We start from the raw sequence: 15,050 nt of genomic DNA, 5'->3' as shown, positions 1-15,050 counted from the left end.
CGTCCGGGGAGGTTCAACGGCCGCTAGGCATCGAGCCATAGATACTCCGCCATTGCGTAACCCATCATGCCACCGAGCGGGTTGGCTTCCAATCCGTTCACCTTGCTCGAAAGTGCGTCCACATTCGAAATATAGGCCGGGATGATGGTCCCTGCTTCTTCAGCGACCATCACCTGCATTTCGGCGTAGATCTGCTTGCGCTTGGCCTGATCCAGCAAGCCGCGGGCTTCGATAAGCATCTTGTCGAATTTTTCCGACTTGTACTGGCTCTCGTTCCACGGTGCGTTCGAAGCATAGAGAAGCGAAAACAGGATGTCGGGCGTCGGGCGCGGATTGATATTGCCGAAATGGATCGGCGCCTTCAGCCAATAATTATCCCAATAGCCATCGGAGGGAACGCGCTGGACGTCGAGCTTCATGCCGATGTTGGCGCCGGCCGCCTGGATGATCATCGCCATGTCGATCGACGAGGTTGCCGCGTCCGAGGCTATCACTGGAATGGATTGCCCGAGCACGCCTGCCTTCTGGAAATGGAACTTGGCCTTGTCCGGATCGAAGGCCTTCGGCTTCAGATCGTTGTTATGATAGATGTTGGCGGGGGAAACGGGCTGATCATTGGCAACTTCGCCAAGGCCGCGCAAGGCCGACTTGACGATCTGCTCGCGATTGACCAGGGACTTCATGCCATCGATGAAGTCCTTCTTGTTGCCCGGCGTCATGTCGAGGCGCATGTTGAGATTGGTATAATTGCCGCTGGTCGTTTTCGACAGCGTAAAGCCCGACTGGCCGTCGATCAGCTTCATGGCGCGTGGATTGATCGAAGCGGCGTAGTGAATGTCGCCCGAAAGCAGTGCATTGACGCGGGCATTGTCGTCGCTGATCGCAAAGAATTCAAAGGAATCGAGATAGGGCTGGCCGGATTTCCAGTAGTTCTTGTTCTTCTCCACGACCGAGCGATTGCCCGGATCGAAGGTTTTGAGAACGAACGCCCCGGTGCCATTGCCTTTCGAGAAGTCGGTCGTGCCGTCGGCGACGATCATGAAGTGATGCAGGGCGAGAATGGTCGGCAGGTCGGCGTTCGGGTCGGCCAGGGTGATCTCGACCGTCGACTTGTCGACAGCCTTGAAGCCGCTCATCTGCGCGGCAATCTTGGCGACTTTCGAGCCGACGCCGGGGTCGAGATGGCGTTTGAGCGAGAAGACGACGTCGTCGGCCGTCAGCTCCTTGCCGTCATGGAACGTCACGCCCTTGCGCAGCTTGACCGTCCAGGTCTTGGCGTCCTTGCTTTCGATGCTTTCGGCAAGCTCCATCTGCGTCACGCCGGCTTTATCGATGAGGGTCAGGCGATTGTAGAGGGAACAGCAGCGCACATAATCCGTGGACAGCGAGGCCTTGGCAGGATCGAGCGTATCGGCGGTCGAGGACGACCAGCCGGCCGCTTTCAGATGGCCGCCGGATTTGGGCGTGGCCGCGACGGCATTCGACGCGCGGCCGAGCACCAGGCCACCCGCCGACATGGCGACGCCGCCCGCCAGAAGCATGGTGAGAAGTTCGCGGCGGGTGGCGCCCCGACGAATGGCATTCTCGACCATTGCGTCATCCGAGGCAGTCCAGTTCATGATCTTGTCGTTCATGTCATTCCCCTTTTTCTGGTTGGCAGTCTGCTTTTTATTGGATGCGACGATGGTGACGGCCGGTCAGGCTGCCTGCAGCGCCCTCACGGCTTCGGCGAGTTCGGCCATGGATTTGAAGTGGAAATCCGGCGTGGTGAATTCGGCCGGTTCGATGGTGCCGCCATATCCGCGCTGCGCGTGCCGGCGCTGGATCCAGCAATTCGTCATCCCCAATTGCCGGGATACGCCGATATCGTGGTACTGGCTCTGCGCTACGTGGAGAATGTCGTCCTTGCCGGCATTCTCGCCGGCCACGAAGTCGAAAACCTTGTGAAAGAAGGCCGGGTCGGGTTTTTCGGTGCCGGTGTCGTCGGCGGTAAAGGCAGCGTGAAAGGGATGTCCAAGTTCCGCCGAGAAATGTTCGAAGGCCCAACGGCGGGCGTTCGTCATGGCGATAAGCCGATATTTGTGGGCAAGCTGCGCCAAAGCTTCGGCACTGTCGGGAAAGGCTTTCCATAGTCTGGCGGAATCGCGCAGGCGCTCACCATAGGTCTCGTCGGCCGGCAAACCGAGTTTCGGGGCGATGGCGAGATAGACACGCACGAGATCATCGGGAAACAGATCCGCATCCTCGGCGTAGCGGGCGGCGCGATAGAGAGCGAGCGCCTCCTCACCGTCGATCGTCACCTTCGCCTCAGCTGCAATTTCGTTGAAGCAGGCTTTCAGGCCGCCTTCGAAGTCGATCAGCGTTCCGACAACGTCGAAGCTCATATATTTGAATTCTGCCAATGACTTAGTCATGTCTTACCCCAGTCTGCTTGCTGGCGGCACCGGGCGGCCGCCTTGCGGAAGGTTATGCTGTTCCCAGGCCCACTTGTTTTCTGACGTTCCCGAATTTGCCGGGATGGACCTTCATTAAGGACAAGTTTGGCACTTCGACCGCGCCGTTTGCGCCGAATCGGACTAGTGATGCGGCACAAAATTCTGAAAAACGCCTGCTCGCGGTATATCGGTCCCGGGTCTTGGCGGGTTCAGTCCCTGAGCGCCCGACGGACGTCGGGATCTTCGAGTGTCTGATCAAGCGTTCTTTCCGTTCGTTCGATGATCGCGTCGATATCGGCATCCGTGCAGCAAAGCGGCGGAGCATACCCCAGCACGCCGTTGTTGAAGGCGCGGACCACCAGGCCGTTTTCCCAGGCTCGGTCGAAAATCCGTCGTGACGGCTGGGTCTCAACGGGCAGCGGCGTCTTTGCGGCCTTGTCCACGACCAGCTCGATCGCAGCCAGCATGCCTCGGCCGCGGACGTCGCCCACCAGGGGATGATCTCTCAGGCTTTCAAGGCCGGCCATCAGCCTCGCGCCGGCTTTTCTGCCGTTTTCGAGCAGTCCGCCTTCGTAAAGTTTCAATACCTCCAGGCCGACGGCGGCACTGACCGGATGGGCGGAATAGGTGTAGCCATGCCCCACGGCGGAAGCTCCCGCTCCGTCGGCAATGACCTGATAGACGTGATCCGCCATGAAGACGGCGCCCATTGGAACGTAGCCGGAGGTGAGCCCTTTCGCCGTGGTGATGAAGTCGGGAACGATCTCGTCTTCGGAGCAGGCGAAAAGCGGGCCTGTCCGGCCGAAGCCTGTGATCACTTCGTCGGCGACGAAGAGAATGTCGAGCTCCTTGCAGAGGCCCCGCATGGCCTTCATCCATCCCTTCGGCGGGACGATCACCCCGCCCGAGCCCTGGATCGGTTCGGCGTAGAACGCGGCGACGCGGTTTGCTCCAATCGCGTCGACCTTCGTCCTGAGTGCGGCGAGAGACGCCTGGATGATGGCGTTCGCATCCTGCCCGACGGGATTGCGATAGGGATAGGGTGACGGAATCTTGTGCTGCCAGTCGAGGGGAACGCCGAAGCCGGCATGGAAGTTGGGGAGGGCGGTCAGCCCGGCACCGACCGTCGAAGAGCCGTGATAGCCCTGCTGGATCGAGATGAACTGATCGCGTTGCGGTTGGCCGCGCGCATACCAGTAGTACCGGATGAAGCGGACGGTACTGTCGATAGCATCCGAGCCGCCCAGTGTGAAATAGATGTGGTTGAGGTCGCCGGGCGCGCGTTCGGCGAGCTCGGCGGCAAGGCGGATGGCCGATTCGCAGCCAAGACCGAAATAGGCTGTCGCATAGGGAAGCTCGCGCATCTGGCGAGCCGCCGCCTCCACGATCGTTTCGTGACCGTAGCCGGCGTTGACGCACCAAAGACCCGCGAAACCATCCACCAGCTGGCGGCCTTGAGCATCGGTGATCGTCGCTCCCTTGGCGGATGAAAGCACCCGCACGCCTTGCTGCTCATGGCCGCGATAGGAGGCTACCGGATGGACCAGATGGGCGCGATCGAGCTCGATGAGGGAATTGCTGTACATGGTCTTCTCCGGATCAGCCGAGCGCCTGATTGGCGAGGGCGAAAGTGGTGACGGTCGAGGAATTGCTGCGCTTGATAACGGGGTTCGCCATGGTGATGCCGCCACCGACATGGACAAGCGAATGGCTGGCCAGCCATGGTCCAAGACCAGTTTCCGCGCCGGTGTCGACGCGCAGGAACGCGCCGGTTTTCCGGCTCATGAAGTGGGACAGGAGCGATTTCGCGTCTTCGACATTTGGTGCGACGACCGGCCCCACGACCTCGCCTCTGCCGAAGGGACGAAGGCAGGCGAAGGCGGCGACTTTGCCGTTGCGGCGGATGATCGCGAATTCACCCAGATCGGCAAACCGCGCAATGAGAGCGGAACGATCGGCGCCGAAAGCCTCGCGGTCGAGCGCTGTAATTGCCAGGATATCGGCCTTGGTCGCCGCTTCGGTGTTTCGCGGTTTCGCAATTGCCGTAACAGGACCTTGGTGTTGAACGACGGCACCAGTCTGGCGGAACCCCAGCTTTTCATAGAGGGGCAGACCATCGGCGGTCGCGATGAGGCGCAAGGGGCGGTCGTCCGCGAGAGCCAAGGCGGCCTCCATGAGGCGTCGCCCCAGCCCGCGTCCGCGCATGCTCGCAGCGACGATCACCATATTGATCGTAGCGCAGTCGGTTCCGTAGGGTGTCAGGAGCGTGGTCCCGACGACGTCATCGTCAGCCCCAATGGCAACGACACCTTTGCTGAGGTCCAGGGCGACTTTCCAGTCATCCGGGCGATGAGGCCAGCCGGCCTCCTGCGACAAGCGGACCGCGGCATCCAAATGTTCCGAACCGAAAGGCCTGATTTCTATCTGTCGCTCCTGCATGACGCTCCTCGTATTTCTTTTGTCCAAGTGTCGGAGCGTCGGTGCCGGAAGATTATCTGAAGGCGATGTCCTTGACGGTATCTTTCGCCGTAGCTGCTCACCCTTGCCGCATCTTATGCCGTTACCCTCGCTAATGGCGGTCCCGAGAGTGACCGCGAAAGGCGCCTTTGTCGGTCGTCCCTGCAAGCAAATGCCAAACAAGCGCCGCTATACGAAACTTTCTGCTCCGAACCTTGCAAAATCAGTGGGCTCCAATGCCGAAAGCAATCCTATTATCTTGGTATCCACCAATCGCCTCGAGGGGCAGCACGCAAGGACGAAGCGCATGACCACCTTCCGCCCGAAATATATCACCTTCGATTGCCACGGAACGCTGATCAATTTCCAGATGGCGGAAGCTGCCCGCGATCTCTATGGCGATCGTCTGAATGAACAGGCCATGCTGCAGTTCATCAACAACTTTGCCGCTTACCGGCTCGACGAGATCATGGGCGACTGGAAGCCTTATGCGGACGTGGTGCACAATTCGCTCGAGCGGACCTGCAAGCGCAGCGGCGTCGCCTTCAAGGAGGAAGACGCCAGGATGGTTTATGAGCGCGTACCCACCTGGGGTCCGCATGCCGAGGTTCCGGCTGGTCTCGCCAAGGTCGCGAAGGATATTCCGCTCGTCATCCTCTCGAACGCGATGAATAGCCAGATCATGTCAAATGTCGCAAAGCTCGGGGCGCCCTTCCACGCCGTCTATACGGCGGAGCAGGCCAATGCCTATAAACCGCGCTTCCAGGCCTTCGAATACATGTTCGACATGCTGGGCTGCGGCCCGGAAGATATTCTGCATTGCTCGTCCTCCTTCCGCTATGACCTCATGTCGGCTCACGATCTCGGCATCAAGAACAAGGTCTGGGTCAACCGTGGTCACGAGCCGGCCAATCCCTATTATGGCTATGTCGAAATCGCCGACATTTCCGGCCTGCCGGGCGTGGTGGGGCTCTGAGAAAGGGCGACCAGATGAAATATTCCTCTTATTGGCACGATACGGCGCCCCGCTTTACCGGGGCGGCTATCGGTCCCGTCGAGGGACACTATGATGTCGTCGTCGTGGGTGGCGGCTTCACCGGGCTCGGTGCTGCTCGCCAGCTCGCCATCGCGGGTGCGAAGGTTCTTGTTCTGGAGGCCGAGACCGTCGGCTTCGGCGCGTCCGGGCGCAATGGCGGCCATCTGAACAATGGTCTGGCGCATAGTTACATTGCGGCAAAGGCGCAATTGGGCAAGGAGCGGGCGATCGCGCTCTATCGCGCATTCGATGCGTCGATCGACACGCTCGAAGCGATTATCGCGGAAGAAGGGATCGACTGCAATTTCCGTCGTGCGGGCAAGCTGAAGCTTGCCTCCAAGCCGCAGCATTTCGAAGGCCTGGCCAGGAATTTCGAAGCAGTGCATGCCGAGGTCGATCCCGACACCGCGCTGCTTTCAGCGACCGATCTCAAGGACGAGATCGGTTCGCCGTTCCATGGCGCGATGCTTTCGAAGAAAAGCGCCATGATGCATATGGGGCGCTATGTCGCCGGACTGGCCGAGGCCGCCAGGCGCCGCGGTGCGGTCATCATGGAAGGCGCTGTCCTGACGGAACGCAGCCAATCAGGCGGCAGGCACGTCCTCAAGACCACCAAGGGCACCGTCACGGCGGACCAGGTCTTGATCGCGACCGGGGCCTATACGATGGCCAATTTCAGTTACTTCCGCCGTCGTATCATGGCGGTCGGCAGTTTCATCGTCGCGACCCGGCCCTTGACGGACGCGGAAGTGGCCTCGGCAATGCCCGGCAACCGCACCTGCGTGAACACGATGAACATCGGCAACTACTGGCGCCTGTCACCCGACAACCGGCTGATTTTCGGTGGGCGCGCCCGGTTCTCCGCAACGTCGGACCAGCGTTCCGATGCCAGGAGCGGTGCGATATTGCGCGAGAGCCTCGCCTGCATATTTCCTCAGCTCACCGGGGTTGAGATCGACTATTGCTGGGGCGGTCTCGTCGACATCACCAAGGACCGCTATCCGCGCGCCGGCTATCATGACGGCATCTGGTACGCCATGGGCTATTCAGGTCATGGCGCGCAGCTTTCCACGCATCTCGGCATGACGATTGCCGATGCGATGCTGGGAAGGCCGGACCGCAATCCGCTCAAGGGGCTCGATTGGCCGGCTGTTCCCGGCCATTTCGGTAAGCCGTGGTTCCTGCCCCTGGTCGGCTTGTATTACAAAACGCTCGACAAATTTCAGTGATATCAGCCGGTGGCGGGTTTTGACGAAATCATCAGCGCAAAAGAGAGGGGCCGCACTTGCGCCCCCTTTTCAATCCCACATGCCGGAGCTCAGCTGAGGCCACCAATGTGGAAGGCCTTTGTTTCCAGATATTCCTCGATGCCGAGCTGCGAGCCTTCGCGTCCGAGGCCCGATTGCTTGACGCCGCCAAACGGCGCGACCTCCGTGGAGATCAAGCCGGTATTGAGCCCGACCATGCCGAATTCAAGGGCTTCGCCCACCCGCCATGCGCGCTTCAGGCTTTCGGTATAGAAATAGGCCGCAAGTCCGTAGGGCGTACCATTGGCAATAGTGATTGCCTCGTCTTCCGTCTCGAAGCGGAAGAGCGGCGCGACCGGTCCGAAGGTCTCCTCGGCGGCGAGCTGCATGGCGGCGGTGGCCCCCGTCAGGACGATCGGCGCGGTATATTGCGGGCCGGCCGGTAGGTCCCGCTTGGCTGTGATGATCGTCGCGCCCTTCGAAAGCGCGTCTTCGACATGGCGGTTGATCTTGGCGATCGCCGCTTCGTTGATCATCGGACCGATCGCAACGCCGGCTTCGGTGCCCGGACCGACCTTCATGGCATCGACGCGGTCGGCGAGCCTCTTGGCAAAAGCCTCGTAGACGCCAGCCTGGACCAGGATACGGTTGGCGCAGACGCAGGTCTGGCCGCCGTTGCGGAATTTGGAGACGATCGCTCCCTCCACGGCAAGGTCGAGATCCGCGTCATCGAAGACGATGAACGGAGCATTGCCGCCGAGCTCGAGGGAAAGGCGCTTGATGCTGGCCGCCGCACCGCGCATCAGCAGCGAGCCGACGGGCGTAGAGCCGGTGAAGGAAATCTTGCGCACGGTCGCGTTGGCGAGGATCTCGGCGCCGATCTCGGACGGCATGCCGGTGACGATATTGATGACGCCGGCCGGGATGCCAGCCATCTCTGCAAGCACGCCGAGCGCCAGAGCCGAGTAGGGGGTGAATTCGGAAGGCTTCACCACGACCGTGCAGCCGGCCGCGAGCGCCGGCGCGAGCTTGCGCGTGATCATCGCATTCGGGAAATTCCAGGGCGTGATGATGCCGCAAACGCCGACCGGTTCCTTCAGCACGAGAATGCGCCGGTCGGGCGTCGGCGAGGGAATGGTCTGGCCGCCGACGCGGCGCGCTTCTTCCGCGAACCATTTGACGAAGGAGGCGCCATAGCGGATTTCACCACGGGCTTCGTCAAGCGGCTTGCCCTGTTCGATCGTCAGGATCAGCGCGAGATCGTCGATATGCTCGAGCATCAGATCATGCCAGGCTTCGAGCCGCGCCGCGCGCTCGGCATGCGTGCGCTTCCTCCAGGGGCCATAGGCCGCCTCGGCGGCCTCGATTGCGGCCCGGGTCTCGTCGCCGCCCATATCCGGCACCGTTCCGATGATGGCCTGCGTTGCCGGATCGATGACGGCGACGGTCTTGCCCGAGCGAGCGGGAAGCCAGTCGCCCCCGATCAGCGCCTGCTGGCGGAACAGGGATGGCACTTTCAGATTTTGCATGTTCGGATCCTCGATGAGACTTCAGATTGCGGCAAGCAGTGCGGTTGTGATCGCATCGGTCCGGTCTTTGCCCGGAACCGTGCCGATGCCGCTTGCGGTCGTCGCTTCGATCGCCGCCATGATGGCATTTGCCGCATCCTGCTCGCCCAGATGTTCAAGCATCATAGCGCCGGACCATACCGTTGCGATCGGGTTGGCGATGCCGAGATGCGCAATATCGGGCGCGGACCCGTGCACGGGTTCGAACATCGACGGAGCACTCCGCTCGGGGTTGATATTGGCTGATGCCGCGAAACCGAGGCCGCCCTGGATTGCTGCGCCGAGATCCGTGAGGATGTCGCCGAAGAGGTTGGATGCGACAACCACGTCGAGGGTTTCCGGTGCCATGACCATGCGGGCAGCCATGGCATCGATGTGATAGCTCGTGACCTCGACATCCGGATAGTCCGGCGCGAGCTGCCGGGTGATTTCGTCCCAGAAGACCATCGAATGCTTCTGGGCGTTGGATTTCGTCACCGAGGCGAGCTTGCCGCGGCGAGTTCTTGCCTGCTCGAAGGCGAAACGCAGGATGCGCTCGACGCCTTTGCGGGTGAAGATCGACGTCTCGACCGCGACTTCGTCGAGCGTGCCTTGATGAATGCGGCCGCCGGCGCCGGAATATTCGCCCTCGGTGTTTTCGCGGATGCAGAGAATATCGAAGGCCGACGCCTTGAGCGGCCCCTGGACGCCCGGCAGCAGGCGGTGAGGGCGAATATTCGCATATTGCACGAAGTTCTTGCGGATCGGCAGCAGCAGCCCGTGCAGGGATACCGCATCCGGCACTTCGGCCGGCCAGCCGACGGCTCCAAGCAGAATGGCATCGAAGCCGCGCAGCGTTGCGATACCATCGGCGGGCATCATGGCGCCGGTTTCCTTGTAGAAGGCGCAGGACCAGGGAAATTCCGTGCCGTCGAGCGTAAAGCCGCGGGTGCTCGCCGCCTTTTGCAGAACCGACCAGGCCGCGGCGGTCATGTCGCGGCCGATGCCGTCACCCGGTATCAATGCGATCTTGTAGGCTTTCATGTTCGCTGTCCTCAAAGACTGATCAAAACGCTCTTGCTTTTGCGATTGGCCTGAAATGCCTCACGGCCGAGATCCTTGCCGATACCGGATTGCTTGTAGCCGCCGGTCGGCAGGATGTGGTCACGCGAACGGTTATAGCGATTGACCCAGACGGTGCCGGCTTGCAGACGACGGGTCAGCCGGATGGCGCGCGAGAGGTCGCGGGTGAAGAGGCCCGCCGCGAGCCCGTAGCATGGATGGTCGGCGAGTTGCAGGGCTTCCTCTTCGTCCTCGAATGTCTGGAGCGTCAGCACGGGACCGAAGATCTCCTCGATGATGGCAGGAGAATTTTGATCGATGCCGGCCATCAGTGTCGGGGCGTAGAAATAGCCCGGTGCGTCCATGCGCGTGCCGCCGGCAAGGCATTCTCCGCCGGCTTCGATAGTGGCGGAGACGATCGCATCGATGCGCTGTCTCTGTTTTTCCGAAATGATGGGGGAGTACCGGCTTGCGGCATCCCAGGTGGGACCTGGGACAACGCCCTTCATCCGGTTCCGGATGGCCTCGGTCAGTTCGGCCGCGATCTTCTTCTCCAGGATGAGCCGCGATCCGGCGACGCAGGCCTGGCCGGCATTGCCGATGATACTGGCGGTAATGGCCGCCGCGGCCTTGTCGAGGTCCGCATCGGCAAAGACGATCTGGGGGCTCTTCCCGCCAAGCTCAAGCGTCATCGGCTTTACACCCGTGCGGGCGATGTTCTCCATGATCGCCGATCCAGCCCGGGTCGAGCCGGTAAAGCTGATCTTGGCGATGTCGGGATGGCCGGTGATCGCCTGGCCGGTCGTCATGCCGTCACCCAGCACGACATTGATCAGGCCGGCGGGAAGGCCGGCACGCACGGCGAGTTCTGCCAGATAGATGGATGAAAACGGCGTCATTTCTGACGGCTTCAGGACAACAGCGTTTCCCGCGGCCAGCGCCGGGCCAAGTTTCCAGGCGGCCATGTTGATCGGAAAATTCCAAGGCGTGATGGCGCCGACCACGCCATAGGGCTCCGTCATGATCATGCCGATATTGCCGTCGTCGGTCGGCACGAGGTCGCTGCCTTCCTTGTCGGCGAATTCGGCAAAGAAGCGGATCTGCTCTGCCGAAATCGCGATATCGCCATCGACAAGCTGGCCAACGGGCCGCGTCGAAGCGACAGCCTCGAGCCTGGCCAGCGTTTCGGCTTCCTGTTCGATGAGATCGGCCCAGCGGTGCAGCACATTCAGGCGCTCGCGCGGCCGGACGCCGCCCCAATTGCTGTCCTTCAGCGCGGCCTTGGCCGTCTGGACAGCCTGGTCGACGACGGAGGCATCGGCGACCGGGCATTCGGCATAGGCCCTGCCATCGGAGGGGCGATGCATCGGAATGACACCGCTTGCGGCACTGAGATGCTCGCCGATGAAATGTCCGACGGGGAGCGAAAGGCTGTCGGGATCGAAGCTCAGGTCCATAATGATACCTCCGGGTCAATTTATCGAGATGCTATAGGATCGGCGAAGCAGCTTGATCCGATCGCGTCGGCCGCCGCGGCGGAAAAACCCGTTTTGGGGCTGGGCGGCAGTGTATTCTTTGGCTAGATCGGATGCGGCGCGTGCCTGGAAGCCGCGCCGCAGAGCGAAACTCAAGGGGTGACGGTCACGTAGATCTTCCGGACGGTTTCGATCGTCTTCCAGATCCCGACGAAGCCCGGCTTCATGACGAAGCTGTCACCCGCCTTGTAGACGACCGGCTCGCCGCCTTCCGGCGTCAGTTCGACGACGCCGGAAAGAATATGGCAGAATTCGAAGGTTTCGCCCTTGATCGAACGGCTCACGCCGGGCGTGGCCTCCCATACGCCGGTGTGCACCGTCTCGTTGCGGGCAACGTCCTGTGCCCAGGTCTTGAGCTTCGGATCGCCCGAGATCAGCCGCTCGGGAGCGACAACGTTTTCACGCGGTGCGAAAGAGGGATTAGGGTCAATCGTCTTGAGGAGGGACATGCGAATCCTTTTGGGCTTGAGGTCAATAGCCGCGGCGGCGGTCGACGAGGCCGAGCGGGTCCACGCCCGCCCTTATCCTCTTGATATTGTCGATGACGGCGCGCGCAGCGCTATGGGGCTGGGTGACGCTGGCGATATGCGGTGTCAGCAGGATGCGTTCGTGGTTCCAGAATGGATGAGCGGCGGGCAGCGGTTCGGGATCGGCAACATCGATCACGGAGCCGGCAAGCCGGCCACTGTCGAGCGCTGCCAGGAGATCTTCGGAAACGAGCTGCGGTCCACGGCCGACATGCACGAGACCCGCACCCTGTGGCAGTTTCTCAAAGAGGTCGGCGTTGAGAAAACCGCGCGTCTCGTCGGTCAGCGGCAGCAGGCAGATCAGGATGTCGGTCGCGGAAAGCATGGCATGAAGTCCTGCTTCGCCGGCAAAACAGGCAACGCCTTCCAGCTCGTGTTGACTGCGGCTCCAGCCGGAAAGCAAAAAGCCGAACGGCTTCAGCCTTTCGAGGACGGCCTGTCCAAGGTTCCCGAGCCCCAGCACGCCGATGCGGCGCTCCGTTGCCTGAACTTGTGGCAAGGCGTTCCAGACCTGACGCCGTTGCTGGCTGAGATAGGCCGGCAGATTGCGGTGGAGAGAGAGGGCGCCAAGCGTCACATATTCCTGCATCATGCGGGTGATGCCGTCTTCGACCATCCGGACGACTTTTACGTGAGCCGGAACATGCGCCGTGTCGAATTGGTCGATGCCGGCGCCAATGGAAAACAGTACTTCGAGATTACGGTAGCGCGGCAAATCGTCCGGAATCGTCCAGGTGATCAGATAGCGCACGGCATCCGGGTCGACCGACAGCGGATCCATGGAAAAGGAGATATCCGGCAGCTCGCGGGCGAAGGCTTGCTGAAAGATATGGCCGCGGCGGGCATCCGAATTGAAAAGGAACGTCATGGGCTGTTCATCCTTCGGTCTTGTGCCATCACACCAGGCAGCGACGGCCGAGAGCCTCGATCATGGCCTGGCAGGCGGCGAGTTCGTCCGCGAGGATGAATTCGTTCGGCTTGTGCGCACGCCCGATATCGCCCGGGCCGCAAATGATCGCCTCAAGGCCGGCGCGCTGGTAGAGCCCGGCTTCGGTCCCGTAGCTGACGGCTGCCAGCGGCTCTATGCCCGTCAGCTCGGTCAGCAGACCGGCAAGCGGGGCTGCCCGTGGAAGAGAGAGGGCGGGATAGGAGCTCAGCTCCTCCCATTGGACCTGGAAGCCTCGATGCTCAAGCGCGGCAGCAGCCTCGCGCACCGGTAAGAGCAGCGCTGCCGGATCCGCGCCGGAAATCGCCCGCGCTTCGACCTCGATCGCACAGAGATCGGGAATGATATTGAGGGCCTGCCCGCCATGAATGATGCCGACCGAAACCGATGAATAGGGCGGCTCGAACGCCGCTTCGAATGGCCCCTGGGCAAGAGAATGCGCGGTCGAAACGGCTGCCTGCAGAACCTCGGTGGCGGCATGGATGGCATTGAGGCCCAGATCCGGCCGCGACGAATGACCAGAGCGTCCCTTCAGGGTGATGCGGGCGGCTGATTTCCCCTTGTGGGCGAGGATGGCGCGCATGTTGCTGGGTTCCCCGACGATGACGCCGAGCGGGGTTTCGCAAAGCTCCGGCAGGCACGCAATGAGATGCGGCACGCCGCGGCAACCCGCTTCCTCGTCATAGGAAAAGGCTAGATGGATCGGCCGCACGAGAGCGCTCGCCGCAAGCATCGGCAGAGCAGCCAGAGACGCGGCCAGAAAACCCTTCATGTCGCTGGTGCCGCGGCCATATAGTCTCTCGCCATCGACCCGCAGCACGAAGGGGTCGCTCGTCCATCCGGCCTCGTTGGCCGGCACGACATCCATGTGGCCGGAGAGGACATAACCCGGCTTGTCGCGGGGACCGATCGTCGCGAAAAGGTTCGACCGGTCGCCCTCTGGGCCTGCAAGGATATCAACCGTGGCGCCGAAGGACTTGAGGTAGGCACAGATCCACTCCACGATTTCAGCGTTCGTCGTTCCGACGACGGAATCGAAACCGACCAGTTTTGCCAGGATGTCCGGTGCCTGCATTGCTGTTGCCAATCTCCGATTGCCGTCCTCGGCTGTGCAAGCGAGGTTTCGATCAAAGGAAGGTTAAGCCTCCGTCAGAAGAATACCTGCCGAAAGCGCGGCTCATACGGTCAATTCTTGCGCCGGTGTTTGCATACGCAGTGAAATGTTTTGCGCGGTCTCGGCTAAGGTCGCCAAGCATGATGTCGGCTTGCGCCAATAAGCAGCCGGAAGATCGGATGGCGGCTGGACCACGAATGAAGACAAAGGTACCCGAGAAACTGCATGTCGATGCATTCGAAATGCGTTTTGCCGACATTGCAGATGTTGCTCTGTCACAGCTTCAGGCTCTCTCGATGTCGGTCGGGTGGCCGCATCGATCGCAGGACTGGCAGCACCTGCGGGATGTCGGCCGCGGCTTCGTGGCGCTCGATGAAATCGGCAGGGTTTCCGGCTCGACCATGTGGTTTCCGCACGGCGAGAATTTCGCCACATTCGGCATGCTGATCACCGCGCCGCGCCTGCAGACGAATGGTACGGCCGAGTGGCTCGTCAAGCGGATGCTGGCCGAATGCCATCAGCAACGAATAAGGCTGAATGCAACAAGAGCGGCGCGCCGGATGTGCGCGACACTTGGATTCAAGCCGCAACAGACGGTCTTTCAGTGTCAGGGCGAGATCGTATCCGCGCCCGAGGTCGGCAATATCAAACCGGGGGTTCAGCTGAGGCGGCTCGAGCGCAGCGATCTGGATGTCGTCGCGACCCTGGATGAGCCTGCTTTCGGCACGCTGCGCCACCCGCATCTACTGCGATTGTTCGAGAGCTCTATCTGCTACGGTCTTTATGAGGGCGAAAAGCTGACGGCTTATTCCATGCGGCGCCGGTTCGGCCGCGGTCATGTCGTCGGTCCTGTCGTTGCCCGTTGCGAGGAAGATGCAATTTCCGTCGTTCATCCACATGTCGTCGCGCATCTTGGCAGTTTTCTCCGGCTCGACACCCATTTCGGTACCGGCCCATTCGCCGGTTTTGTCCAGCAAAGCGGCATGTCCGTCTTCGACACCGTGACAACAATGGTTTCTTCCGAGGCCGCCGCCTATGGATGCCCGAACACAGGATCTCCGATCGTTTTTGCACTTGCTTCGCAATCTTTCGGATAATTGTGACGGCGTTCCTCTCGATAAATCGACGCTGGGTGAGTTTAAGC

Annotated in this window: 13 protein-coding genes; 3 read left to right on the top strand and 10 right to left on the bottom strand. The window is 61.3% G+C overall.

The annotated features are described in order from the left end of the window. Positions 1-23: 23 nt before the first annotated feature. The 4 genes from HGP12_RS15435 to HGP12_RS15420 form a co-directional block, all read right to left on the bottom strand. On the bottom strand, positions 24-1,634 hold the full coding sequence (locus HGP12_RS15435) for an ABC transporter substrate-binding protein (protein ID WP_168841700.1): 1,611 nt from the start codon (positions 1,632-1,634) through the stop codon (positions 24-26). Positions 1,635-1,697: 63 nt separating this feature from the next. Beyond that, on the bottom strand, positions 1,698-2,414 hold the full coding sequence (locus HGP12_RS15430) for an HAD-IA family hydrolase (RefSeq protein WP_168841701.1): 717 nt from the start codon (positions 2,412-2,414) through the stop codon (positions 1,698-1,700). 230 nt (positions 2,415-2,644) lie between these two features. Continuing rightward, complete coding sequence (locus HGP12_RS15425) at positions 2,645-4,021, bottom strand: aspartate aminotransferase family protein (protein WP_168841702.1); 1,377 nt, start codon at positions 4,019-4,021, stop codon at positions 2,645-2,647. A 13-nt stretch (positions 4,022-4,034) separates the two neighbouring features. Next, the gene (locus HGP12_RS15420; RefSeq protein WP_168841703.1) at positions 4,035-4,874 is read right to left on the bottom strand and encodes a GNAT family N-acetyltransferase; all 840 of its coding nucleotides are present in this window, start codon (positions 4,872-4,874) and stop codon (positions 4,035-4,037) included. A 325-nt stretch (positions 4,875-5,199) separates the two neighbouring features. Between HGP12_RS15420 and HGP12_RS15415 the strand changes: the two genes are divergently transcribed. Together HGP12_RS15415 and HGP12_RS15410 are read left to right on the top strand one after the other, a co-directional pair. Beyond that, complete coding sequence (locus HGP12_RS15415; RefSeq protein WP_168841704.1) at positions 5,200-5,868, top strand: haloacid dehalogenase type II; 669 nt, start codon at positions 5,200-5,202, stop codon at positions 5,866-5,868. 14 nt (positions 5,869-5,882) lie between these two features. After that, entirely contained in the window at positions 5,883-7,157 is a 1,275-nt protein-coding gene (locus HGP12_RS15410; protein ID WP_168841705.1) for an NAD(P)/FAD-dependent oxidoreductase, read from the top strand. An 89-nt stretch (positions 7,158-7,246) separates the two neighbouring features. Here the strand turns inward: HGP12_RS15410 and HGP12_RS15405 are convergent, their stop codons facing one another. The 6 genes from HGP12_RS15405 to argE all read right to left on the bottom strand — a co-directional run bounded on the left by HGP12_RS15405 (position 7,247) and on the right by argE (position 13,867). Beyond that, complete coding sequence (locus tag HGP12_RS15405) at positions 7,247-8,704, bottom strand: NAD-dependent succinate-semialdehyde dehydrogenase (protein WP_168841706.1); 1,458 nt, start codon at positions 8,702-8,704, stop codon at positions 7,247-7,249. A 21-nt stretch (positions 8,705-8,725) separates the two neighbouring features. Then, positions 8,726-9,766 (bottom strand): tartrate dehydrogenase, encoded by a 1,041-nt coding sequence (locus tag HGP12_RS15400; RefSeq protein WP_168841707.1) that lies wholly within the window; start codon positions 9,764-9,766, stop codon positions 8,726-8,728. A gap of 11 nt (positions 9,767-9,777) precedes the next feature. Beyond that, positions 9,778-11,241, bottom strand: a complete 1,464-nt coding sequence (locus HGP12_RS15395) for an aldehyde dehydrogenase family protein (protein WP_168841708.1) — start codon at positions 11,239-11,241, stop codon at positions 9,778-9,780. A 170-nt stretch (positions 11,242-11,411) separates the two neighbouring features. Beyond that, positions 11,412-11,768: a cupin domain-containing protein gene (locus tag HGP12_RS15390; protein WP_168841709.1), complete on the bottom strand. Its 357-nt coding sequence runs from the start codon at positions 11,766-11,768 to the stop codon at positions 11,412-11,414. A 22-nt stretch (positions 11,769-11,790) separates the two neighbouring features. Continuing rightward, a complete protein-coding gene (locus HGP12_RS15385; protein WP_168841710.1) occupies positions 11,791-12,714 on the bottom strand; it encodes a glyoxylate/hydroxypyruvate reductase A in 924 nt (307 codons plus the stop codon). 28 nt (positions 12,715-12,742) lie between these two features. Next, positions 12,743-13,867 (bottom strand): acetylornithine deacetylase, encoded by a 1,125-nt coding sequence (argE, locus tag HGP12_RS15380; protein ID WP_168841711.1) that lies wholly within the window; start codon positions 13,865-13,867, stop codon positions 12,743-12,745. Between the two features lie 236 nt (positions 13,868-14,103). Between argE and HGP12_RS15375 the strand changes: the two genes are divergently transcribed. After that, a complete protein-coding gene (locus HGP12_RS15375) occupies positions 14,104-15,003 on the top strand; it encodes a GNAT family N-acetyltransferase (RefSeq protein ID WP_168841712.1) in 900 nt (299 codons plus the stop codon). The last annotated feature ends 47 nt before the right edge of the window (positions 15,004-15,050 follow it).

Origin of the sequence: Rhizobium sp. P28RR-XV (assembly GCF_012641385.1) — a bacterium.
Taxonomy (GTDB): Bacteria; Pseudomonadota; Alphaproteobacteria; order Rhizobiales; family Rhizobiaceae; genus Rhizobium.
The sequence above is the reverse complement of the archived record's forward strand: the minus strand, read 5'-3'. Positions and strand labels throughout refer to the sequence as shown.